Source organism: Streptomyces muensis, from assembly GCF_021474425.1.
Lineage (GTDB): Bacteria > Actinomycetota > Actinomycetes > Streptomycetales > Streptomycetaceae > Streptomyces > Streptomyces muensis.
On sequence record NZ_JAKEIP010000059.1, the window covers coordinates 1 to 23,515 of the forward strand.

General features: G+C 68.2%; 21 protein-coding genes, 1 tRNA gene and 1 pseudogene. 11 read left to right on the plus strand and 12 right to left on the minus strand.

Annotated features, from left to right (window positions below):
• Positions 1-84 precede the first annotated feature (84 nt).
• From L0P92_RS16770 to L0P92_RS16780, 3 genes are all read left to right on the plus strand, one after another.
• Complete coding sequence (locus L0P92_RS16770; RefSeq protein ID WP_234763521.1) at positions 85-894, plus strand: Pr6Pr family membrane protein; 810 nt, start codon at positions 85-87, stop codon at positions 892-894.
• A gap of 33 nt (positions 895-927) precedes the next feature.
• Positions 928-1,001: transfer RNA gene (locus L0P92_RS16775), tRNA-Pro, on the plus strand.
• 851 nt (positions 1,002-1,852) lie between these two features.
• Entirely contained in the window at positions 1,853-2,881 is a 1,029-nt protein-coding gene (locus tag L0P92_RS16780; protein WP_234763522.1) for a hypothetical protein, read from the plus strand.
• Here the strand turns inward: L0P92_RS16780 and L0P92_RS16785 are convergent.
• Positions 2,811-3,653, minus strand: a complete 843-nt coding sequence (locus L0P92_RS16785) for a PE-PGRS family protein (protein ID WP_234763523.1) — start codon at positions 3,651-3,653, stop codon at positions 2,811-2,813. The two genes, L0P92_RS16780 and L0P92_RS16785, sit on opposite strands and share 71 nt — an antisense overlap.
• 137 nt (positions 3,654-3,790) lie before the next feature.
• Between L0P92_RS16785 and L0P92_RS16790 the strand changes: the two are divergent.
• Positions 3,791-3,982, plus strand: a pseudogene (locus tag L0P92_RS16790) (transposase); the annotation flags it as partial.
• Between the two features lie 94 nt (positions 3,983-4,076).
• On the plus strand, positions 4,077-6,761 hold the full coding sequence (locus tag L0P92_RS16795) for an NACHT domain-containing protein (RefSeq protein ID WP_234763552.1): 2,685 nt from the start codon (positions 4,077-4,079) through the stop codon (positions 6,759-6,761).
• A gap of 160 nt (positions 6,762-6,921) precedes the next feature.
• On the opposite strand, the gene L0P92_RS16800 is transcribed toward L0P92_RS16795, so the two are convergent.
• From L0P92_RS16800 to L0P92_RS16810, 3 genes are all read right to left on the minus strand, one after another.
• Positions 6,922-8,454: a LacI family DNA-binding transcriptional regulator gene (locus tag L0P92_RS16800; protein ID WP_234763524.1), complete on the minus strand. Its 1,533-nt coding sequence runs from the start codon at positions 8,452-8,454 to the stop codon at positions 6,922-6,924.
• A gap of 27 nt (positions 8,455-8,481) precedes the next feature.
• Positions 8,482-8,856 (minus strand): helix-turn-helix domain-containing protein, encoded by a 375-nt coding sequence (locus L0P92_RS16805; RefSeq protein WP_237695701.1) that lies wholly within the window; start codon positions 8,854-8,856, stop codon positions 8,482-8,484.
• A 128-nt stretch (positions 8,857-8,984) separates the two neighbouring features.
• Positions 8,985-9,503, minus strand: a complete 519-nt coding sequence (locus L0P92_RS16810) for a helix-turn-helix domain-containing protein (RefSeq protein WP_234763525.1) — start codon at positions 9,501-9,503, stop codon at positions 8,985-8,987.
• A gap of 303 nt (positions 9,504-9,806) precedes the next feature.
• Here L0P92_RS16810 and L0P92_RS16815 point away from each other — a divergent pair, with 303 nt between their 5' ends.
• The 6 genes from L0P92_RS16815 to L0P92_RS16840 all read left to right on the plus strand — a co-directional run bounded on the left by L0P92_RS16815 (position 9,807) and on the right by L0P92_RS16840 (position 16,024).
• Entirely contained in the window at positions 9,807-11,333 is a 1,527-nt protein-coding gene (locus L0P92_RS16815) for a DnaB-like helicase N-terminal domain-containing protein (RefSeq protein ID WP_273634047.1), read from the plus strand.
• Between the two features lie 383 nt (positions 11,334-11,716).
• Positions 11,717-12,694: a DUF2637 domain-containing protein gene (locus tag L0P92_RS16820; RefSeq protein WP_234763526.1), complete on the plus strand. Its 978-nt coding sequence runs from the start codon at positions 11,717-11,719 to the stop codon at positions 12,692-12,694.
• Positions 12,695-12,796: 102 nt separating this feature from the next.
• Positions 12,797-13,243, plus strand: coding sequence for a hypothetical protein (locus tag L0P92_RS16825; protein ID WP_234763527.1), 447 nt, complete (start codon positions 12,797-12,799; stop codon positions 13,241-13,243).
• 239 nt (positions 13,244-13,482) lie between these two features.
• Positions 13,483-13,884: a plasmid mobilization protein gene (locus L0P92_RS16830; RefSeq protein WP_234763528.1), complete on the plus strand. Its 402-nt coding sequence runs from the start codon at positions 13,483-13,485 to the stop codon at positions 13,882-13,884.
• Between the two features lie 4 nt (positions 13,885-13,888).
• Complete coding sequence (locus tag L0P92_RS16835; RefSeq protein ID WP_234763529.1) at positions 13,889-15,565, plus strand: relaxase/mobilization nuclease domain-containing protein; 1,677 nt, start codon at positions 13,889-13,891, stop codon at positions 15,563-15,565.
• A 66-nt stretch (positions 15,566-15,631) separates the two neighbouring features.
• Positions 15,632-16,024, plus strand: a complete 393-nt coding sequence (locus L0P92_RS16840; RefSeq protein ID WP_234763530.1) for a hypothetical protein — start codon at positions 15,632-15,634, stop codon at positions 16,022-16,024.
• 68 nt (positions 16,025-16,092) lie between these two features.
• Here the strand turns inward: L0P92_RS16840 and L0P92_RS16845 are convergent, their stop codons facing one another.
• From L0P92_RS16845 to L0P92_RS16880, 8 genes are all read right to left on the minus strand, one after another.
• Positions 16,093-16,800, minus strand: coding sequence for a hypothetical protein (locus L0P92_RS16845; RefSeq protein ID WP_234763531.1), 708 nt, complete (start codon positions 16,798-16,800; stop codon positions 16,093-16,095).
• Positions 16,801-16,891: 91 nt separating this feature from the next.
• Complete coding sequence (locus L0P92_RS16850) at positions 16,892-17,194, minus strand: hypothetical protein (protein WP_372497275.1); 303 nt, start codon at positions 17,192-17,194, stop codon at positions 16,892-16,894.
• A 247-nt stretch (positions 17,195-17,441) separates the two neighbouring features.
• Entirely contained in the window at positions 17,442-18,128 is a 687-nt protein-coding gene (locus L0P92_RS16855) for an SPDY domain-containing protein (protein WP_234763533.1), read from the minus strand.
• 490 nt (positions 18,129-18,618) lie between these two features.
• Complete coding sequence (locus tag L0P92_RS16860) at positions 18,619-19,221, minus strand: hypothetical protein (protein WP_234763534.1); 603 nt, start codon at positions 19,219-19,221, stop codon at positions 18,619-18,621.
• 377 nt (positions 19,222-19,598) lie between these two features.
• Entirely contained in the window at positions 19,599-20,621 is a 1,023-nt protein-coding gene (locus tag L0P92_RS45490) for a glycosyltransferase (protein WP_234763535.1), read from the minus strand.
• Positions 20,621-21,913 (minus strand): serine--tRNA ligase, encoded by a 1,293-nt coding sequence (gene serS, locus L0P92_RS16870; RefSeq protein ID WP_234763536.1) that lies wholly within the window; start codon positions 21,911-21,913, stop codon positions 20,621-20,623. Before serS ends, L0P92_RS45490 begins: the two co-directional genes overlap by 1 nt.
• A complete protein-coding gene (locus tag L0P92_RS16875) occupies positions 21,906-22,622 on the minus strand; it encodes a histidine phosphatase family protein (protein ID WP_234763537.1) in 717 nt (238 codons plus the stop codon). The genes serS and L0P92_RS16875 overlap by 8 nt, the downstream gene beginning before the upstream one ends.
• A complete protein-coding gene (locus tag L0P92_RS16880; RefSeq protein ID WP_234763538.1) occupies positions 22,619-23,497 on the minus strand; it encodes an aminoglycoside phosphotransferase family protein in 879 nt (292 codons plus the stop codon). The genes L0P92_RS16875 and L0P92_RS16880 overlap by 4 nt, the downstream gene beginning before the upstream one ends.
• Between the last annotated feature and the right edge of the window lie 18 nt (positions 23,498-23,515).

A 23,515-nucleotide genomic window follows, 5' to 3' on the forward strand; every position in this document is an offset into this window, starting at 1 on the left:
GTCCCCCTCGTGCGCCCCGCAGCCCCATAACCCACACGGACGACCCATATCGCCCGTTTCGCCCACCCTGCTTAGCGTGAGGGCATGACCGCCCCGATACCCAGGGACATCCCGGACCTCCCCGCGATACCGGGCATCCCCGTACTGCTGCCCTCCCACGTCCCCGCCACGGCGGTGGTGCCCCCCGTACGCCGGCCCCTGGCCGCCACGTACCGCGTGCTGGTCGCCTTGACCGCGGCGGCAGCAGTGACAATCGAACTGGCCCTCGGCAGCCCCCTGCGCACCTTGAGCCACTTCGCGATCCAGAGCAACATCCTGCTGGCCGTCGTACTCACCCTCTCGGCCCGCCGCGCCTGGACCGCCCGCCGCCCCGTCCCGTCCTCACTGACGGGCGCCACCCTGCTCTACGTCATCGTCACGGGCCTCACCTACCACGTGCTCCTGGCCAACGAGGCGAGCCCCTACATGCTGCCCGGCGTCCTCACGGGCGAGGCCGCGGGCCCGACGGGCTGGCACGCGATCACCACCCAGGTCCTGCACACGGTGACACCCATCGCGGCCCTGCTGGACTGGCTTCTCCTGACGGCCCCCGGCCAACTGCACCTGCGCCCGGCAGCGACCTGGATGCTCTACCCGGTGACCTACCTGGCGTTCACCCTCGTCAGAGGCGAACTCCTCCTCCCCGGCACGCCGGGCCGCTACCTCTACCCCTTCCTCGACGTGGCCCGGCACGGCTACCGCAGCATCCTGGCGAACGCCCTCCTCATCGGCCTCACCAGCTACGCCCTGGCCATCCTCCTCGTGGCCCTCGACCACGCCCGCCCCAACCCACTCCGCCACCGCCTCCGCCACCGCGCGAAAACCGGATTTCGTCTCCAGCCACCGGTGGGCTAAAGTAAACGTCGTCGCCGCGACAAGCAGCGACATCGGGGTGTAGCGCAGCTTGGCAGCGCGCTTCGTTCGGGACGAAGAGGTCGTGGGTTCAAATCCCGCCACCCCGACAGTGAAACACCAGGTCAGGCCGGGTGCTGAGAGATCAGCGCCGGGCCTGATTTGTGTTGCGGCCCCGTTTTGGGAGCCATTTGGGAGCCAACTGGGTGTGATCTTCGGGATCCGGCTCCCAGGTTGGCTCCCCCGAGGAGTGGCGTCCGCCTCCTCCCAGCGCGATGTACGCCTCGCGCCCCCAATGAGTCACTGCACGGCTTGTGCCGAGGAGACCTGAGACGGTACGACGATCGCCATGCACCCTTGGTCTCCGTTAAATGACCGGCAGCTCGCACTCCTCACCCGCATCGGGGGCGGAACCGACCCCGTCACGTCGGACAGCCCCGAGCTCGCCATCACGGCTCGCGCGCTCAGGGACCGGGGCTTGGTGACCATGCCCAGGAAGAAGGGGAGGTGGCAGGCGGAGATCACTGACGCGGGGCGCTTCTACCTGGAGCACGGGCATCATCCCGACCGTCCAGAGCTGGCTCCACGCAAGCCTCGCGCGGCGGCATCTAATGCCGAGGTGCCAGTTGCCTCTCGTCCTCAGCAGGATGCCGATCCCCCGACCGAAACGAAGTCCGCCCCAAAGCGTGCCGTGAAACCTCCGCGCCCGTCACGAGTGGCTGTAGGACCAGCGCTCATCGCGCAGGTCCAGGAAGCCGGACGATTCCTTCGAATCCCGGACCCCAGCAATGAGGAACGTGCTCGGTATCGCAGAGCCTTCGACGCGGCGCGGCAGTGCGCCCCGGAGGGGTACCACCTGAAGTACAGCGGGCGGGCGAAGGGAGACTTCTTCCTCGGTCTGCTTCGGGTAACTGGTGAAGACGACACCGAATGGAACCGGATCCGCCTGGCACGCAGCCGCGTGATCACCGACGTTGAGGACGTACTCGCCGCGGTCACCAAGGACCACAGCGCCTTCGAGATCTCCGAAGAGGCCCTGCCGAGGGTGCTCACGCTGATCCGGCTGCTCGCCGAGCAGGCTCTCACGCGGTACGGCGAGATCGCGGTGTCCAAGAAGCGCAGGCAGCCAAGGCCGCTGCTCACCGTCCACGGCAGGACGTACGAGATCAGCTTCCGTGAGCGCCAGAAGCAGGTCCGGTACGTCCCCAAGCAGCCGGGCCGCCGCACCTACGACTGGCAGCGGGTCACCCCCGCCCACAAGTTCGAGCCGTCCGGCGAACTGGAGCTGCTGGTCAGCGAGAACTCGGGCTACAGCTACAACCACGGCTGGAAGAAGGAATGGGCCGACACGGCCAAGAAGCCGTTGGAGGAGCAGATCGCCTCAATCTTCCGGGCGTTGAAGGCACGCGCGGAAGAGCAGGAGCGGGCCCGACTGGACCGAGAGGCGGAGCAGCGGCGTCTGCGAGAGGAGCGGGAACGCCAGGAGGCCGAGCGCCGGCGGCTGGCGGCGGAGCGGGAGGAGCGAGAGCGGCGGGAGTGGGAGGCCGCGGTAAGTGCGGCTTCGGTGAAGGCGGTTCACGCGGTACGGGCCGAGCACTTCGGCACGGCCCTTGAGCAGTGGCGGGCCGCGGGTGAGATCCGGGCGTTCTGTGCCGCGCTCGATGAAGTCGCCACCACATCGGAAGATGCCCTCGAAGTCGAGAGGCTGCGTGACTGGTCGGCTTGGGGGAACGCGGAGGCCGATCGGCTCGACCCGACCACGAGCGGCCAGGGCCTGGCCGCCCGCGACTTCCACGCGAAGCCGACGAAGAAGCAGCTGCGACCGTTCCTCGACGGCTGGCACCCAGATCGGCCGGAGAAGGAGAAGCCTCCGGCGCAGCCAGCGCCTCCCAAGCCGGAGCCAGACCCGTGGCGCGGCGTCATCGACGCACATCAGGATCAAGGGTGGCGATATGGACGCCAAGGTCGCGCTCAATGGTGGAGGCGATGACGCCGTGACCTCGGTCGCGTAGGGCCTTGACCGCCTTCTCGACGAGCTCCCCGAGCCGGATGACCTCGGCGCGCAGGGCGACCAACTCGTCGTAGCGGTCGGCCTTGTCTTCGCCGCACCAGGCCCGGACGGTTCGCAGGACAGCTGCCTCCGCGTCCAGCTTCCGGTCGTCCCGCCGACTGTAGGAGTACCAGGAGGACTGGGCACGCTCCTGCTCGATGCCCTGCTGCTTGCGGTCCACCTCCGGAAGGATCTCGTCGGCGAGGCGGCTGGCCACGTGGCGGGCGACGCGCTCGGTGACCGGCCACCCTGCCAGGCACATGCCGTGGCGGTTCTCGTAGACCATGGCGTCGCTGCGGAGTTCGGCTGCGTCCATGCCGATGAGCGGTGCCGTCTCATCGAGGCGGCTCAGCTCCAGAACCCCGGCGTCGGCCACCGTTCGGCGCAGGCGCAGCCTGTTCTTCGGGCGGACGAACCCGAGGATCAGCCGCGCGGCCTCGAAATCCGTGCTGCCCCGGACGTGGCGAGAGGACTCCACCAGCGCCAACTCCGCCGCGTCGTCCGCGCGGAACGTATCGACATCCGCCCACGGTGCTACGAGAGAGCCGGAACTGACCCAGTCCTGCAGGCCAGCGGCATCGCCTTCGAGAAACCGCACGTGGATCCAGCCAGACCTGCCAGGGCCGCCCACTCGAACGACCTCCACCTGGCGAACCGCGGCACCCAGATCCTTCGGCCTCGCGCGGTATGTCCAGTGCTCGCCAATCTCCATGTGCCTATTGAGCCAGGTCTGTTGGACCCATCGCCGGGCGTTTGCCACAACTGCCAGAGTGGACTCCCCAGAGGGCAGTTCGTGAGTATTTTAAGGGTTCTGCAATAGCCTGATGGTGTGGGCGCCAGAGGCGTCTACTGGTCCGCAGACCGGTGGTCTGCTGGGGTGACGGGCAATGGTCTTTGATCGAGCTGGTGATCACGGCTTGGAAGGGCTGGCATCGCTCGGTCAGCGGCTACCAGGGTGCCTACGCGATGCGGGAGATCGTGAACGCGATCCTCTACCAGAGCCGGACCGGATGCCAGTTGTCGTATCCCCCGCACGACTTGGACCTGGCAGCGCAGGAGGTCATGCGGAAGGTGATCCGAGGGGGTGTTCGGACGTGTGAGAATGCTGCCCCGCCCCGTGCCCCCTGGAGACGACGTGACGATCACGGACCTTGTCGCAGCGCCAGACCGGCAGCAAGCGCCCCTCAAGACTCTGGCGCACGTCGAGTTCCAGCTGCGGGTACTGGGGCTGCTCTGCGCCGCGGCGGCCGGGGGGCCAACCAAGCTGAAGACCCCAGGATCGCTCGATGTTTGGGCGCGCTATATCACCCTGCAACGTAGTTCTCTGCAATGTGATGCGTGCCAGTCCGCCGCCCTCGATGTCGCCGACAGCATCGCTACCCTGGTGGCCGAGGGGACCTCGATCCGGCAGATGCGTAACCAGGTGTTCCACGGCGGCCCGACGCCACAGAATGTCGATCTTGATGCCCTTCATGCAGTGGTCTCAGCCAACGCGGAGCGCATCGTGGGGATCCACGAGCATGGACACATCGACCGGCTGGAGCCCTTCTTCCTCCCGATCAGTGGCGAGCTAGGCGCACTGCACGACTACTCCGAGGCGTGCGCGAACTACTGGCCGCGGCGCGGGCCTGCAACCGATGTAACCCGCACTGAAGTCCTTGAGGAGCTTCAGAAGCTGGGCTTGCAGAGCCACGACCGTGTACTGGAAAACTTCGCGATGGACATCGAAAAGGATCTCCGCGGTTTTGCCGAGCGGGATTCGATCCTGGCCTTCGTCGAACCGCCCGAACCCATCATGGTGCGATGGGAGTTGCGTACCTCAGACGGCACGGTTCCACGGGTCGACCGCTTCGTGGTCACAGCGGATCAGGCGCGCATCTGGCAGTCGGAATCAGGACCCAAGCCGTACCAGGCGTTCCTTGCACAGATCTGCAACTGGAAGCTCCTCAAAGAGCGTCTCCTAGAGCAGCTTGAGGAGCAGGTCGCGCTCGAAGGGCTGATCAAGGAGGAGCTGTTTCCGGAGCTCAAGGAAAAGGTCCCCCATGTCCCAGCTCAGGTCCGTCTCGCCGGGGAGAGCGGCGAGGCCACCATCACCCAGGCTTGCCAACGAATCACCGAGCAAACCGGTCTGTACAACTCGCACACGAACCTCATCACGCTGACCGGCGAAGCCGGATCGGGCAAGACCCACAGCCTGCTGCAGTTCGCCCGGGAATCGCTCTCCCAGGATGGAGGGCTCAACCCCCTGGCGATCTACATCTCGTCCAGCGGAGCCAGTGCAAACAGCTTGGACACGCTTCTCGATGCCCGTATGGCGCGGACCCGAATCCTCGACAAGAGCTCCGTGCTCGCACTGTGCCGCGCTGGTCTTGCGATCCTGGTGATCGACGGTTTCGACGAGCTCCTGGGATTCCGCACCTACGACAACCCGCTCACCGGCCTGAAACCCATCCTGGACGCGCTGCGCGGCAGAGGGACAGTCATCCTGTCGGCACGGTCGAGCTACTCAGAAGCCAGGCTTCGGCAAAACCTTGAGCGGCGCAACGCGCTGGAATGGCCGCCAGACGTTCAGACTCTCGAGCTGCTGCCTTGGAAGCGCGAGCAACTGAAGGCGCTTATTGGTCAGCTGTCCATCGATGCCGTGCGGCCGGATGTGCCTGCGGAGGTTCAGCGGCTCCTGACGACACCGTTCTTTTGCCTGGCCTTCGCTGCTTGGGCGAGATCTGATGGAACCTCCGAATTCCTGCATTTTGTCGTCGATGCTTACCTGCAGCGCGAACGCCGCAAGCTGACAGGGCTGGGAGGCAGTCTCTTCGGCTCGGACGTGCTGGCCGATATCTTCTCCGAAGTGGCAGAGCTGATCGCACGGAACGCTCTTCCCGAGGTATCCGAAGAGGACCTGGAACTCGCCGCTTCCCAGGCTCTCGGGCGTGACCTCACCAAAGAGGAGAAACGTCGACTAATCGCACTGTGCGGGATGAGTGCCGAATGGGCTGAGGAGGAGCTCTCGTTCAGGTTCACTCACCTTGCGATTGCTGAGCAGTTCCTCGCCCGTCAGGTCACACGACTGCCACTCGATCAGGCAGCTGCTCTGCTCTTCACCGTTCCCGTATCGGCACTCTGCGCGCAGCTGATCGTCTCCCTATATCAGACGGAGCATGGTCAAGCCCCCACCGCACTGATCGCGGCACTCCAGCAGAAGTTGAACGCGGTGGAACCCTATGCCTCAGATCTGCCCGGTGCCATCAGCCTCGGCGAGCTGTGGGCCCACGTCCACGCAACTGCGACAACTCCCCGCACAGCGCGACGGATCAAAGTCGAGAACCTCCAAATCGGCGGATCAGGCAGAGTCTCTCTCCAGGAGGCGCACATCCAGAACCTGGCCGTGGGTCCCGGTGTCGAGCTTGCGCTGACGGCAAGTCGCATCGATCGACTGGACCTGTCCAAGACGACGGGTGCCGCCTTGGTGGGGGACTCATACCAGCAGGTGCTCGAGATGCTGGTGCACGGCGAGTTGGCCACCGGACAAACGAGGATCAGGCACGCGCTCGGACTGCCCACTGACGCGACGGAGGACGTCGACGAGATCGACAACTTCTACCTGACAAACATCTCCCTTGTCCGAGGGCCGATCGTTATAAACGCGCGAGACCATGCGCCAGCTGGCGACAAGCGGCTGGACTGGATCCGCGAGTACCCGCCCGCCACCTGGCAGAGCTTTCTGCGCAGGATGCAGGACGAGGGCAAGATCGTCCTCGAGAGGGTCAATGCGAGCGGGCCTCCCAAAGTGCGGCTGCGTCTCACGGAAAGGCCCGACTAGGTGAATCACGCTCGGGCCGGAAGAGTCCCGGCCCGTGAAGCCAGGAACAAACACACCCGTAGATCCCGAACCGCCCTCTCGCGAGGTTGACGCCGCCCTGGCAAGGTATCGAGGGACATAGCTGTGCCCCTGGCGGTGACCACCAGGGGCACAGCAGCATTCACCGGGGCTCTACGGGCACACGTGACTCCCTACGTGCACGCAGGAGATCGTCGAGTACTCGTACTGGTGACGTGGGGCTCATGACCAAGCGGGCGTCGAGCGCCGTCTCCCACTGTTCGGTGAGTCCGAGCATGAGGCGCTTGCGCATGCCGACTGTGACGTGGGCATAGCGTGCCGAGACCGAGCCGTCAATGTGGCCCATGCGGTCGTCCATGAGAACCTTCGCGGTGCCGAGGTCCTCCATCACGGTCCGGTGGGTGTGGCGAAGGCCGTGGGGTGTGAGGGCCTTGGCGATCGGGAGCCAGCTCGCGTCGGCCCGGTCACTGGCGCCACGTCCCCGGGCCGGGATACCAGGCCACGGCTCGCCGAGCAGGGGGACGGGGCGGGCCTCCTGCGGCGCCTTCTTCGGGTACCAGCCGGAGACCGCCGGGGTAAACAGCCAGGTCGCGAAGCCGTTTCGGCGCCAGTGGGCCGCGTGCTCCGGCACCACGCCGCCCCGCACGAACCCCAGGTCCGCGATGGCCTGCTCCACCCTCAGCCGCTTAGTTTCGGTGACACGCTCGGGGTGGTTGAGGACGTTGGACACTGTGCCCGTGGAGACCTCGGCACGGCGTGCGACGTCGATGAGCTTCGCGCCTTGGTGGCCGCCGGTGCGGGCCGCGCCCTGGCCACGGAAGACGTAGGTCTTGCCGTGACACGGGCAAGGTTTCGGCTTCGTGCGGGCGACGTGGTTGGCGACCAGGGCGGACAGCCAGTCCATCGCGTCGATAGTGCGGTAGCTGTCGTCCTTTGGCGGGCAGCGCACCAGCTCGCCGGTGTCGAGTTCGTATAGCTGCCATTCGACGCGGACGGCCCCGGGGCGGGCGAACTCCGTCTCCAAGCCAACGATTTCGCCCCAGCGCATGCCGGTGTACCCCTTGAGGACGACGGCGACGAACTCGTCGTCACGGCCGGAGAGGAGGGCGGCGCGCTCCGCGGTCAGCAGGATGCCGAGCGGGTCGGTGACGACCTTCTCCGGGCCGCGGTCACGGGAGCGGCCGGCGCGCTTGCCGCGTCCGCGCCGCCTGGCTGCCGGGTTCGAGGTGATCAGGCCCTCGTCGATCGCGTCTTCGAAGATCAGGTGGAGCGTCGAGCGCCAGGTCTTGACGCTGGAGGCCGCGTAGACGACCTTCTCCTTCTTCTCCCACAGGTCGACGTCCGTGCGCAGGATGCCGGCGAGCGCCTTGTCCTCGAAGTCGGGGAGCAGGTGCTCCTCGATGTGGCGCTTGTAGTTCTGCATGGTCGAGGCGGCCAGGTCCTGGGCCTCGTACCAGCGGTTGGCGTATTCGCCGAAGGTCTCCTGGCCGAGTGCTGGGTCGCGCCAGTCGCCGCGCCGGTACTTGTTCTCGGCCTCGCTCGCGGCGCGCTGGGCCTCGCCCTTGGTGGCGAACCGGATCGCCTTGCCGTTGCCGTCGACCACCGTGAGGTGCTTGCCGGGCGCGGTCTTGTACCGGCCGCGCCAGTAGTTTCCGCGCTTCTCCGCGAAACCCACGTGTACTTCCCCTTCCCCGTCGTCGCCCTAAGCGGCGGTCTCGAACTGGCCCTGGCGTGCTCGGCGCGGTGGCCGGGCACGTAGGCGAGCCGCGGGCGGGGCAGACGGCGGGGAGGGCTGGGGAGTTGGCGGCTTGGAAGCAGAAGCCGCCGCCCGGTGCTGCTGGGGCGCAAGAGGTCGGGCCTCATGCATACGGATGATCTCCGCGAGGTGCTCGCCGGTGAAGCGGTAGGCGCGGCCTACTCGCGTGAAGGGGATGAGCCGTCGGCGGGCACGGTCCTTGACCCACCAGGCGGAGCAGCCGAGGACGGCCGCAACCTCGTCGGGGACGTACAGGCGCGGGAGGGCGGAGTCGGCGTGCGGGGTCGGTGCGGAGGCAGGGGGTATTGCGGGTTGGTGCAAGGGGTGGGTCCTCTTCTGGCGGGCGTGGGTGCGGCAACACCGGCCTGCCGGTCGATCACTGGGGATGGGATGAGGTGCCCGTGCTGGGGGTTTGCGGACCCAGGACGGGAGTGGGCGGAGGGCGGTGGCTATGCCCCGTCCGAAGTGCCGGGGTCGTCCAGGTGCCGAGTAGGCGGGGGTCCGTACGACTCCAGGAAGTGCTTGGCAGACGCCTCGGCCATGGCGTTGGAGACCATCACGTCTGCTTCCTCGCGGATGTCGGGGTGTTCGGCGAGGTACGCGTCCAAGGCGTCACGCGCCTGGGCGTAGGCGGCGTTGGCCCGCTGAGTCTCGCGGAACGCGTCCACGACGACGTCAATGAGCTCCATGGCGCGGGCTTGGGCGGCGAGCTGCGGGGGGCCGACGAGGTTGCGCAGGTCGATGCCGAAGACCTCGGCGAATCCGATGGCCTCGTCGAGGTTGATGCGGCGCTTGCCGTTCTCGATGCGCCAGACCGCGGACGGGTTCATCTCGTGGCCGGCCTCGTTCAGGCGGTCGGACAGGGCATTGGTACTCCAGCCACGCACCTCGCGCTCCAGCTTGATGCGCACCGCGACGTTCGCCTCGCCGCTGAGCAGCACGCCCTGCGGAGTGTCTTCGTCGGGCACGGCCACCCCCTTCCTCTCGTAGCAAGCCGCTGCCAAATGCAGCGACCCCTAAACAGTAGCACGCCTTCTGCGAGATGCAGAACATTTCTGCAATCTGCAATTCATGTGGCATACTGGTAGCCCCACCTCCAACACCCCCCAAGGAGTCCCCGCGGCCCACCCGACGTAGCACCGCATGCAAAAAGCCCCCGGCTGTCACCGGGGGCCAAGCGCAAACCTCTCAACCGCCATCCCTAGCGATCGACCCGCGAGGCCGGGATTGCCGTCCCGTATGGCCCGCGAGCAGAGGAGCTGATGCCCAGTATGACCGACGCCCAACCGAATACGCCATCCCACTTCGGATACGGCCAGCCGCCGTCTCCGCACGAGCCCGGGCAGGCTCCGTTCAACCTGGAGGCCGAGTGCGCGGTGCTCGGTGCCTGCATGCACGACAGCGACGTCATCGACGTCGTACGGTCCGTCCTGGGCGAGGACGCCTTCTACCGGCCCGCGCACGAGACCATCTGGCGTGCGCTGCTTGGCCAGCACCGCGAGGGCAAGCCGACCGACCCGATCGTCCTGACCGAGCTGCTCCAGCAGCAAGGTGACTTGCAGCGCGTCGGTGGCCGTCCCTACCTGCACCAACTCGCCGATGCCTCTTACGGCACCGGCAGCGCGGAGCACCACGCGGAGATCATCCGTGAGAAGGCCAACCTCCGCCGCTTGCTCGCTTCCGCGATACGCACCGTGCAGCGCGCACAGGAGCCGGGTGCCGACCCCGAGGCGATACGCAGCGAGGTGGAAGCGGAGATGCGGGCCGAGCGCGAGCGGGCACTCGCCTCGGGCCAGGGGCGTCTGAACCGCTTCGCCAAGGACGGGTGGTCCTTCGTCAAGGAGACCGGCGCGGACGCCGAGCCTTTGTGGGGCACGCGTGAGAAAACTGTCTGGGCGCCGGGCGAGAGCCTGATGATCGTCGGCGCACCCGGGGTCGGAAAGACCACCCTGGCCCACCAGGTCGTCTTCGCCCGTCTCGGCCTGCAGGAGACGGTCCTGGAGATGCCGGTCGCCCCCAGCAGGCGGGTGCTCTACCTGGCCATGGACCGGCCCCGGCAGATCGCCAGGGCCATGGATCGCCGCGTCTTCCCCACCGACGAGAAGATCCTGCGCGAGCGTCTCGTGGTCTGGGAGGGCCCGCTGCCCGCCACCCTCGACAAGGAGCCCGATCTCCTCGCCGACCTCGCCGCCGCTCACCGGGCCGACACGATCGTGATCGACAGCCTCAAGGACGCGGTGAGCACGATGGTCGACGACGGCCTCGCGGTCGCCTTCCACAACGCCCGCATGCGCGCCCTGCGAGGCGGGGTGGAGATCCTGGAGCTGCACCACCAGCGCAAGGCCACCGCCGACGCCCCGCGCGGCCAACGTCCCGCTCTGGACCAGGTGTACGGCTCCGCCTGGATCACCGCCGGCGCGGGCAGCGTCCTGTTCATCACCGGCCGGGCAGGCGACCCGGCGGTCACCCTGCACCACCTCAAGACGCCCACCGGGGAGATCGGTCCGCTGGACGTCACCCACGACCACGTGCGCGGCACCACCACGCTCGACCCCAGCAAGGACCCCGCCGTCCTGCTGCGCAACTCCCCAGGCGGCCTGACCGCCCGCGACCTGGCGGCCGTACTGTTCGGCAGCAGCGACCCCGAACGCGGCGACCTGGAAAAGGCGCGGCGCCGCCTGCAAAGCCTCGTCGCCAGCGGCCTGGCGACCAAGGTCGACGGCACCGCCGGAGGAGCCGGAGGCGGACAGCAGACCCGCTACTACGCCTCCGCACGCCACCTCACGGCCGTTGGCTGACGCCCCAGCGGCAGCGCCTGGACGCGATCACGCGACCGTCCACGCGGCCTTCGCGTACAGGCCCCGCCGTGAACCGCTCACGGCGTCCACGCTCACCGCAAAACCGCAGGTCAAGCGATCACGCGAGCGTCCACGCCGTACACGCGCCGGAGCGATCACGCGCGGGGCCCCCTTTAGAAGGGGGCCCGCGTGAACGCCCCCTCCGTGAACGCCCCTCACTCCTGCGCCACAAGCCCCACTTCTCCCTGCCCCTGGAGCCCTTCGCCTTGCACTTCTCCACCCCCGATACCCCGCGCCACGACTCGCAGCAGCCGGCCCGCCCACGCCAGCGCCGCCTCGCTCGCCTCCGCCGTCGGGCACTCGCACCCACTGGGGGCCGTCACGTGAAACACAAGGGGCGTGCCACCCTCGTCCTCGGCCTGGTGGCGGTCGTCCTGATGGCCTTCCGGGTCTCGTGGAACGCGCTGTCCGATGTGGCCCGCGCCATCGGCGCCGACTCCACCGCCGCCCTGCTCTACCCGATCGTCGTCGACGGGCTCATGGCCCTCGCACTGATCGCCACACTCGTGCTGACCGGTAACGACCGGAAGTTCGCGCTGCGCGTCCTGGCGACCTACACGATCGCCAGCCTCCTGCTGAACTACGTGCACGGCCTCGTCCCGGCCCTGCACACCACGTCGGTCCGGTGGGGCCAACTGGTCGGCTGGGACCCTGCGAACTGGGCTCTTGTGCTGCTGGCGACCTCGCTCCCGGTTGGGTCGATCTACTTCGGGTCGGACCTCGTGGCGAAGGTGCTGCACCACAACCCCGAGTCGGCTGACTCTGCCCAAGCCACCTCTGCCCAGTCGGTCAGCCAGCAGACCGCACGGTCGATGTCTGACCAGGCTGAATCGGCCCCCGAGCAGCCGACCGAGTCGACTCCCGTGGCGGTCGCCGCAGCGCCCGCGACGAGGCCGCCCGAGGCCGACGAGTCGGCCCCCGCTGCCCGACCGCCCCGGTCGACCGCCGTGGTGGAGTCGACCGGAGCCGGCCCGCGTCGGGCGACCGGTCGGGTCCGCGCCGCCGCCAAGTCGACCGCCGACCGCACGCCCACCCGCACCGACGCCGAAGTCCTCGACGAGGCCCGACTTCTGACCGCCGACTGGAGCGACGACCGGCTGAGTGCCGAGCGTCTGCGCAGCGAACTACGGATCGGCCAGAAACGTGCCCGCGCCCTGCGCGACCAGCTGCAGGCCGAACGCACCAGCCAGGCCGAGCCTGTCACGCACGACGGCTTCGAGGGGGAGCACCTCGACGGACTCGACGAAGCCGCCTCCCAGCGGCAGAGGGAACTCGACACCGTCCCCGTCGGCACCACCTGACCCCCGCAAACGCACCGATCACCCCCCTCCCCGGCTCACCCCGTGCTCCGTGCAGACAGCACGGAGCACGGGCACCGCTCACATCTGAAAGGCCCTTCTGCCATGCCCCGCTCGACCACGCCCGCCTGGGACTGCCACGACTGGTCCTGCCCCATCTGCACCGCGCCTGAGCGCGACGAGATGACCCTGCTGCGCTGCGCCATCCTCACTCTGCTGGAACACGGACGGTGGATGGCCCAGGACGAGATCTCCCTTCCCGACATCCTCTCTGCCGGAGGCCACTACCTGAGCCAACTCAGGATCGGCCCCCTGGGCCAGATCGATGACGACACCCCGGTGCTCGCCATCGAGCAGTGGGCTTGGCTCGATGCCGAGCTGCGCCTGGTTGTCGCTCGCGCCGCCGGACTGGATGCCGTCAGCACCCTCGACCCGCGCATCGACGGAGTCCTGGCCTCCGCGGCTCGCCTCCCGGAGCGGCGCCTGGTGGATCTGCTCGACCTCGCAGCCGAGCAGTTCGCCGAGCTCAGCACGCAACCGCGCGCCGCCTGAATCCACCACCCGCAATCCCGACACAAGGACATCTCGTCGTGCGCGACCAGTACCCCGAACTCCCCATCCCCCAAGAGCAGATGGTCACCACTCCCTTCACACGCGCAGCAAGTTGTCGGATAAGGAGTCCTTATCCGCCCCCCGCCCTGGAGGGTGCGGAGGCGCCCGGCGCAGGGGCGCCGGGGTCGGCCGGCCCGGGGGAGCCGACCGAGGGAGGGGGTACTGAGCTGTCGTCGAGCGTGCCGCAGCAGTCTGCGCCGCGTCGCCGTCTGCGTGACAAGCAGCTGCGCGAGCATCGTGTCCATCCCCGCTACAACGACGACGAGATCACTCTCGTGAAGAACGCCGCCGCCCTGAGCCGCATGAAGCCCGGCGGCTACGTCGCCGAGTGCGCGCTCGCCGCCGCCCGTGCCGAGGACCCCACCGCAGCCGTCGCCGACTACCGCGCCATGGTGCAGACCCTGATGGCCGCCAACCGGCAGCTCGGCGGCATCGGCAACAACCTCAACCAGCTCACGTGGCACCTCAACAAGGAGGGCGCCTGGCCCCATCCCGACACCGTCCAACGGCTCCTGGACCTCGTCGAGGCGTCCATCGCCGCGGTGGACACCGCCGTCGCCCAGATCACAGAGGGGCGGTGAACCCTTGATCCCGAAGATCATCCTCGGCAAGGGGCCCCAGGCCACGCGCCGTACGATCGGCTACCTCTTCGGCAAGGGCCGGGCCAAAGAGCACGTCGACCCGCACCTGGTGGCCTCCTGGAACGACTTCGCCCCCGACCCCGGCCGCAGCCCCCACCGCGACCCCAAGGAGGTGGAGGCCCAGCTCGCCGCGCAGCTCGACCAGCCCGTGAGGATGCTGGGCGACAAAGCACCCAGGTACACCGTGTGGCACTGCCCTGTGCGTGCCGCACCCGAAGACCCGATCCTCACCGACACCCAGTGGGCGGACATCGCCCGCCGGATCGTGGCCGTCGCCGGCATCGCCCCCGAAGGCGACGCCGAAGCCTGCCGCTGGGTGGCCGTCCGCCACGCCGACGACCACATCCACATCGCCGCCACCCTCGTCCGCCAGGACGGCCGGCGCCCCCAGCGCGACTACGACCAGCGCGCCGTCCAGCGCGAAGCCCGCCAGATCGAAGTCGACTACGGGCTCAGGCGGCTGAAGCCGGGCGACGGCACCGCCGCCAAGCGCCCCACCAGCAAAGAGCACTTCAAGGCCAAGCGCCTGGGTCAGGAAGCGGCAACCCGCGATGTACTGCGCCTGCGGGTCCGCCGCGCCGTCGCCGCAGCAGCGAACGAGGCCGAGTTCTTCGCCCTGCTGGAGGCCACCGGCGTGACCGTGCGCCTCAAGCACGGCCCCTCCGGCGACGCGCTCGGCTGCAACTTCGCCCTGCCCGGCGACACCAACAACAAGGGCGAGCCCGTGTTCTACGCGGGCTCCACCCTCGCCCCCGACCTCTCCCTCCCCCAGATTCGCCGACGCCTGGCTACCACCAGCCCCGAACCGGTCGCCGTCCGGCCGGGCAACCCCTGGCACCAGGCCACCGCCGCCACCGAGCGCATCCCCCACCACCTCACTCACAGCGACGACTCCACGGCCCAAGGACAGCTGGTCGCGCTCGGCGCCGCACTGGACCTCCTGCCCATCACCGCACCAGCCGCGCTCAAGGCCGAACTCGAACAGGCCGCCGCCGTCTTCGAGCGCGCTACCCGCTCCCGCATCGCCGCCGACCTGGACAGCACCCGCGTCCTCCGCCGCAGCGTCCAGGCGATCTGGAAGGACCCCACATGGCACAGGGACGGTGCCGGGCTGGCGATGCTGCTGGACGTCGCGCTGACCGCGGTCGCCTACGCGATGCACTGGCACCGCACCCGTCAGCACGCCCAACAGGAGGCAGCAGCGGAACAAGCCCTCGTCCACCTGCAGTCCGCGTACGCGCAGGTCGCCGGGCCGGTACTCACGGACCTCGCACGCCGCTCCCCCGGCCTCCAGACCAAGCGACGCTTCGCCCAGCGCCTCCAACAGGCGGTACCGGAACACGCCGAGCGCATCCTCAACGACCCTGCCTGGGACGCACTCGCCACCGTGCTCGCCGAGGCAGAAGCAGCAGGACACAACCCGGCCACCGTCCTCGACCAGGCGCTCGGCCAGCGCACTCTGGACGACGCCCACAGCCCCGCCCGCGCCCTGACCTGGCGCATCCGCCGCCTCGGCGAACGCCACGCACCCGGCCCACGAGCCCAGGCAGCCAACGCTAGCCACGCCTCAGCGCACCCCACCGCACCACGCCCGCAGGAACCCCAGACGCGGCGGCGCTGATCACCCCTGCGCCCGGCCGCCACCTTCACCGACACCGATCACACGACACCACACAAGGAACCTCCCATGCCCCAGCCCTCTGTCCGCCCCGACGTCGTCGTCCTCCTCACCAAAGTGGACAGCACGCCCCGCGATGACCGCTCGCGCCTGTATCGCCACGACGGGACCGTGTTCACCGACGCCGAGCACGACCTGATCCGCACCTGCACCCCGGAAGAGATAGACGCCGCGAACGAGCAGAGGTGGCTTGAGAACGAGTGGGCACGTGAAACCCACGAGATAGAGAAGGCCCTCGTGGACCTGGTCACGAAGTACATCGATCAACTCCCCGACGGCTCCCTGTGCAGCAACATCTACGCCACCATGACCGACGAGGACTACGCGGAATGCGAGCGCCTGGCGAAGATCGTCGCCGCACGACGAGGCATCGAATTCCCCACCGAGCGCGAAGACAGCTGACCGTACGCACACCAACGGCGGCCCACTGGGTGGGCCGCCGTTGCGGCAGGGCTGAAGCGGCTGCCGATTCACCCCGCAGACCTGACCACCGTGGCCTTGGTGACCGCCTTGCGCACGTGGGCATCGACCAGGCCGGGACTACCGGAGACGACGACGACCACCGTCCCGGTGCGGACGGCCGTCTGCTTGACGATGCTGCTTCGCCCGCCAGTGGTGAAGGTCAGCAGCTGGCTCCACTGCTCGTCGCCCAGCCGGGCGACGAGCACCGTCTGAGTCGTCACCGTGACAGGCGTACTGCCGGTGAGGACCTGGTAGGTGGGGCAGGAGGTCATCGCCTCGAAGATCCGGCCCACGTTCCGGGAGAGCTTGTCCTCGGCGTCGCTGTACAGCTCCTCGGCCACCTCGGAGTCGCTGGCGCCCGCATAGGTGAAGGACGCCTTCGCCTTGTGCGGGAAGTCGAGGCTGCCGCCGATCGCTGCCTCGCTGCCGAGATTCTCCAGCGCCGGACAGCCGATCACGGTCACACCGTCGTGCTGCGCGGCGCGCTGCGGCGTGCGGGTGTAGCCCTCGCCCAGATCGCTCTCGTCCAGGAGCCGCTTGGCCAGTGCGGCTGAGGAAAGCGGAGCGGACGCCGGAGCACTCTCGCCGTCCGGGTGCACCGAGACGGTCGTCGAGGACGATGGGTCGCCGGAATCAGCCTTGCCGGTCGAGCAGCCGGTCAGGGCAAGGACGGCAAGGGCACTCAGGCTGAGGACGGTCGAGGTGTGAAAGCGCATGCGAACCCCTGGTGGTCTGCGAAGCGGACAGGTTGACCAGGCCGGTCCTCCGGGCGCCGGCAACGCGAAGAGATGGAGGGGCTTCGGGGGTTCAGTGGCCGAGGTGGCGCAGGCCCTCTTCGAGAGTGGGGTGGAACCTGTCGACGGGACCGGAGTGGCGGTTGTACCAGACCGCGTCCAGACGGGGCTCGTTCGTCTCGTGGCCGGCGCGGCATCGCAGCCAGATCGAGTCGTCGCGCATGCAGAAGATGATCCAGTCCCGGTACGCGCCGCACCCGGGGCATGTACGGACCTCTCCGTCGATGACGAGCGGCTGCTTCCAGAGCATCATCAGTCCGGCCACCTCCTGCCGGGACGGCACCCGCAAGTCGGGCGGCAGGAAGTCTGGCGCCACCACTTCCTCCTCAGTCGGAGCGGGTGCGTTCTGCTCGGGGGCACAGGGCCACGGCTGTGTGGCCTGCAGCTGCTGGAGCAGCGCAAAGCCCGCACGCTGGGCCTCACGAAATGCGCGGTCCTCGCGAGCGCGTCGAAAGAACAAGATCTCTTCCTCTCTGTTATGTGGCAGGCACGGGAAACGTGCGGCTGCTGGGAAAGACTGGCGAACGAGCCGCACACCAGCGGCTCCAATGGGGCGGAGGTCGTCAGCTGCGGCGGACGACGGTGAGCCGCCCCTCGGCGCTCTCGGGCACAGTGCGGCGAGGCACCGGAACCGGCGAGGCGAGCGAGGAAGCGAACGCGGCAACCAGGCCGTGAGGGACGCTGGCGCTGAAGCAGGCGCACCACAGATACGGGACACCAAGTACGGGTTCCGCCCACGCCTGCCAGCCCACCAGGTCGGGGCGCGGGTCTGCGTCCTCGATGAGCAGTGGCAGCATCTCCAGGGACACACTTGAGGAGAACCCGGGGTCCACCGCAGTGGTGCGAGGCCGATCCACGTCACGGATCCAGCCACGGGCACAGAGCGCGTTGAGGACGGTCTCGGGCCCTTCGAAGCCCACGTCGGGCGTCTTGCGGCTGTCGATCTCCATGAGGAGGTCGGCGAGCGCCTCGTACGGGACGCCGGTGGTGAAGTACGCGTTCCACTCCGTCATCACGGACGTGGGATGCGGGCGGGTGCTCAACTGCCAGGCCACCGGCAGTCCGCCCAGCTCGAACGGGTAGGCCGCGAGGATCCATTCGGCGCCGCACAGCCCATCCGAGCTCACGTACAGCAGGGTGCGGCGGGCGGTGGGCCACATGCGCCAGCCGAGGCCGGCCAGGGTGTCGCCGATCCGCTCGGCGAGCGCGTCGTCGTCGCCCGCCAGGTGGCGCGGAGTGACCCAGTACACCGGGTCAGGCGAGTCAAGATGGGAGGGTTCACTGGGATCGTGCGGTTGCAGGGGCGCCTCCGTAGGCTCGGGGTGGTTTCCAGCAGGGCGTTGTACGTTGACATGGCTAGCCGCCCGTGCACCACCCCTTCAGGGGGTCTTTCCTGTCTGCCCCCGGCGAACTTGCCCTTTGACAGCGAAGTCAGTCGTGGGTAGCCCGCTGACCTGCGCGGACTGGGGTGGATGTCCACGGGCCTGCTCGCGATGGCGCCGTTCTGGATAGTGCGCACCGTTCGGTTCGGTGTTCAACCGCGGCAGTGTGGAATCAGGGTGTCGGTCCCGCAGAAGGCGAGATGAGCCCTTCGCCCTGTCGCGGGGGTACTTGGCCTGTGTGCGCCTTCGAGGAAGCCAACACGAGCGGAGCTCGAACGTCGTGTGGCCGCCTTGGAGGCGGAGAATGCGCGCCTTCGTACTTCTCAATCATCAGGCTGACAGGCACTGGGATTCGCCCCTACAGACGCATCTCCTCCTCGATGGCACGGGCGATCTCTGGCCACGGTGCGCGCAGCGCACCAACGAGCGACCAATAGGCATACATGTCCCGGACCAGGGCCCCAACGCCAAGGCGTGCGGCATCTCGGTCGATGGCGCCAACGACACGCCGGGTGATTCCTCCCGCTCCTCGGGCAGCTGGGGTGATCCCGTGTCCGAGGAGGAGCGTGGCCGTACGGATGGCATCCAGCGTGGCCGGCGGCGCAGTCCCGGCGAAGCTGCCGTAGATCAGTTGGTGCCAGCGCTCCTGCGTGCGAGCCCATGCCAGGCGTTCCAGTCCGCTGCCGAGGTCTACGGCTATCCGGCCTGGGTGTTCGGTGTTCCACAGGAGAACGATGTCGCCAAGGGTGCTGTCCAGATGGCGGAAGCGCAGCGTGATCCCCTCCACCTGACGCCGACGCCACGAGACCAGGTCGCCGTTGATACTCAGGTGCCGTGCGTGGAAGCCGAGTTGAGAAAGGACTGTCAGCCAGCCATCGAGGATGGCGCCGTACTCGTCCAGGCCGCCTATGGGTTGGACCCTGGACACGTTGACAAAGGAGGTCAGGAAGCCGTCCTTCAAGTGGCCGGTGGTGTCGCGCTGGCCTGTGAAGCGGACGACTGGCTGGGGAAGGAACCCGCTTCGGTGCGTGCGGAGTTGGCCGTCTTTGAGAAGTGGGTCAAGTGCCTGGACCGCGGAGATGGTCAGTTCGGTCTCCCGCCCCCATCGGAGGGGAAGGCAGGCATCGCGTGGGGCCCCAACTCGCGCGAAGCCCGTCTCCAGGGAATCGAGCAGCTCCCTCCATGAGGGCGGTCTGCGCGGTGGCCTGTAGGGGGTACCGCGGTTCGGGTGGCGGACCTGGATGTGAGGGCCGTCGACCGTGAACTCCCAGTGGGGGCCTAACGCAGCACGCAGTACGCCGGGGATCTGCCGGGCCAAGTCTTCCCCGAGCACGCGCGTCAGCACGATCGCGTCGCCATCGCCTGGAAGTGGCGGACCGGGTCGAAGCGCTGCATCCCGATGGCCTGGACCCGGCGGTGGTCGAGGTCTTCCGCCTGCTGGATCTCGTCGGCGAGCCTTCGCGCCGCCGTCTCGTCGTCCTCCAGCGGGTCAACGACGGCGACCCCACCGGTCTCGTTGCACAGGGCCGCCTGGGCGCATGTCCCTTCCCGCCAGGTCAGAGCCGCCATGGGGGTGCCGGCGCGAAGAGATTCACCGAAGACAGCGGCACCGGCCTCCACGTACCCACGGGCGTACGTATAGACGAAGACAGACGCCTCGGCGATCACGGCCGTCTTGGCGGAGCCACCGAGTTCCCCGACCCACTCCACGTGTTCGGCGCCGAGGAGGTCCTCGTGGCAGCGCACATACTCCTTGTCGAAGACCGGACCGACGATTCGGATCCGGCGGTCGAGGATCTGTGCCGCCCGCACCGCGATGTGCGGAGCCTTGTCCTCGTCGATCCGGCCGAGCCAGACGAGGTCGGTACCGGCGGTGGCCGGAGGTTCCTCCTCGTGGAGGCCCAGGTGAACAGCGAGTTCAGGTATCGGCCGGTGGCCGGCGTAGCGCTCGGTCATCTCAGGCGAGTAGCAATAGAGCCGCGACCGCTGGCCGTCGAAGGCGGTGGCGGTGTGCTGGAAGACCGGCGAGTGCTGAAACGTGGCGACGTCGCAGTCCAGCTCGCTCCATGTGCGGAACCAGGCGGGAAGCGACGGGTACTCATGGCCGACGACCAGGAGGTCGTAGCCGCTGTCGCGCAGTTCGCGCTCGGCGAGGGTTCCGGGCTTGACGTCCTCCAGGCGGACCGGCTTACGGACCCAGTCGTGTTCCAGGTCCGTGAGCCAGCCCGGCCCGAGGAGGTGTACGTCGGCGCCAGCGGCTCGGGCGCCTGTGGCGACCGCCCACAGCCATCGTTCGATTCCGCCGTATCCGGCAGGTGGAAAAGCGTAGCTACCAGGGAAGTCGCAGACGCCGACGAGCACTATGCCTCCGGTGTTCCGTCCGCCGAGATCCGGCGGAAGCCGAGGTACGGGACGAGGGATTCGGGCAGGAGGATGGAACCGTCCTGCTGCTGGCACTGCTCAAGGAGAGCGGCCAGGGTGCGACCGACGGGCAGGCCGGAGCCGTTGAGCGTGGCGACGAGCTTGGGCTTGCCGTCCTCGCCACGGGTCCGGATGTTCGCCCGACGGGCCTGGAAAGTGCCGAAGTTGGAGACCGAGGAGATCTCGCGGTACGTGTTCTGGCTCGGGATCCAGACCTCGATGTCGTAGGTGAGCTGGGCCGAGAAGCCTGTGTCGCCGGCGGCCAGTTTGATGACGCGGTAGGCGAGACCGAGCTCCTTCAAGCACGCCTCGGCATGGCCGATCATCTTCTCCAGCTCGGCGTCGGCGTCCGCCGGGTCGACGAGCCGGACGATCTCTACCTTCGCGAACTGGTGCTGGCGGATCAGGCCCCGGGTGTCGCGGCCGTACGAACCGGCCTCGGACCGGAAGCAGGGGGTATGCGCGGTGAGCGCCAGCGGCAGCTCCGCCGGAGGGATGATCTCGTCCGCGTAGAGGTTGGTCAGCGGGACCTCAGCCGTCGGGATGAGGAACAGCTCGCGGTCGGCGACGCCGGTCTTGAACAGGTCCTCCTCGAACTTCGGGAGCTGTCCGGTACCGGTCATGGTCTTGCGGCTGACCAGGTAGGGGACCGCGTACTCGACGTAGCCGTGCCGACGGGTGTGGAGGTCGAGGAAGAGCGTCGCCAGAGCGCGCTCCAGGGCGGCACCCGCACCGCGCGAGACCGCGAAACGCGGTCCGGACAGCTTCGTCGCCCTGCCGAAGTCGAGGATGCCGGTGGCCTCGCCGAGGTCGACGTGGTCCTTCGGCTCGAACGGGAACGCGGGAGGCGTGCCGACGCGCCGGATTTCGACGGCGAACTCCTCGGAGTCGCCGTCAGGGGCCGAGTCGTCCGGCAGGTTCGGGATGCTCAGCAGCAGGTCGCGAAGCTGGGCCTCGATCTCCTCCTGGCCAGCTTCGATCTCGCGGATCTGGTCCTTCAGCTCGCGGGCGCGCTCCTTGAGCTTGGTGATGTCACCGCCCTGCTTGGCAGTCTGCTGGACCTCGCTCGCCACTCGCTTGGACTCTGCCCGCAGCTCGTCGGCCGAGCGGATGTTCTGGTTGCGCCGAGAGTGGAGGGACTCCAGCTCGGACAGGTCCAGCGAGTAACCGCGACGAGCGAGCCGACGAACCGCTTCGGCACCCATGTCGATCAGGGCGCGGGCATCATGCATGAGGAAGATCCTTCTGATCCTGCGAGTGGGATGGGGATGCGGAATCGACGGTAGCAACCGTCGAACCGTTCCCGTTCCGGAATATCCTCCCGTCACCGTTGTCAGCGGCGCGACGCTCGGCGCCAGTTTCAAGATCGCGCATCAGCGTCCCGATGAATTCCGGCAGCTCGTCGTCACGGATGGCGATGGGCTCGACGTAGGGGGCCTCGGGGAAGAACAGAGGCATGACCTCGTCCGGAGTCCGTGCGCGGTGCCACAGGAGTACGGAGACCAGCAGGCCGTGGGCCACGAGGACGCGAGGGCCGGGATGGTCCAGAGCCGCGAGGACCCCTGTGAGCATCCTGCGGATTCCCTCGCTCTGCGACTCGGTGCTCCCGGGCGGTCGCTCGTCGGCGCCGTGCCCGTCGAGCCAGGCGGCGTATTCGAGGAACGGACCTCCTTCGAATTTCCCGTAGTCGAGTTCGTTCAGCCGCGATTCGGTGATCAGTTCCGGTCCAGGGACTCCCATCAGCAAGTTCGCGGTCTGCTGTGCACGGGGAAAATCGCTGGCCACCCACGTACTCACGCTGTGGAGGGGCAAGCTGTTCCATCCCCTGGTCAGCGCCCGCTGGCCGTCTTCATTCAGGTGGATGGGTTTGGCCGGGTCGCCGTTGACCAGGTAGCGCCGGCTGTAGTCGGTCGGTCCGTGGCGGAGCACGTAAGTCGTCATGGTCGGTTCCCTTGGATCGGCGCCGACAACCGCGCGAGGACGTCGGCCATCCGTGGTGCGCGTGGATCAGCGGTTTCGAGGTAGTAGAGGAGACCGTCCACTGCCAGGGCTCGGCACCACGGCGCGAGCACGGGGACGGGGATACGCGCGATGCGGGAGGCTGTAGCCAGGCGAGCGTCGGTGCCGTGCCCAAGGTCGTAGTACACGGTCCAGAAAGCCCAGTCGAAGGCGGCGTCGCCCGCCATCGGAAGAGGATCGATGAACCGCGGATGCCCCAGCCAGTCGAAGAGCACGTTCTCGCGGTAGAGGTCCGCGTGCAGGACCGTCGCGCGGCCGTCGTCCTCCTCCAAGGCCAGGAGCTCGGGGAGGACCACGTTGACGAGCTCGTGCCACGAGCCGAGGTCGACCGTTTCCAGTCTGCGCCGCACCCGCGGGCGTATTTCCTCATCCAGGTATGTGGTCAGAGGCGGGAGGTCACACGGTCGGGGACGGCGGCGACCGAACGTGTGGAGCCCATGGAGGGCGGCAGCCACCATTTGCAGCTCCCGTGACGGCCGTTCGCCGCCGCCCGGCTCGCCGCCGATCATCTCCAGTGCCGCTGCGGCGAGGTCGTCCGCAACTTCGACAACGTCCGCCGTGGGACCACCCGCCCAAAGGCGCAGGGCGGTCACCTCGTTGCGGAACCGGGCGGGGTCAGCCCACGCCTTGAGGAGCAGCGGACGCCCGTCGAGGGTGACGGCCGTGGCGACCACGGAAGCGTGTCCGGCGTCGTGGTACACGCCGAGCGTGAGCTTCCAGCGCTCGGCTGCCTGGTCCAGCAGATCGGGCACGGTGTCGAGCCATCCGGAGATCTCGGAGCCATAGTGCGTGATCAAGCGCTCCCGGCACTCCGT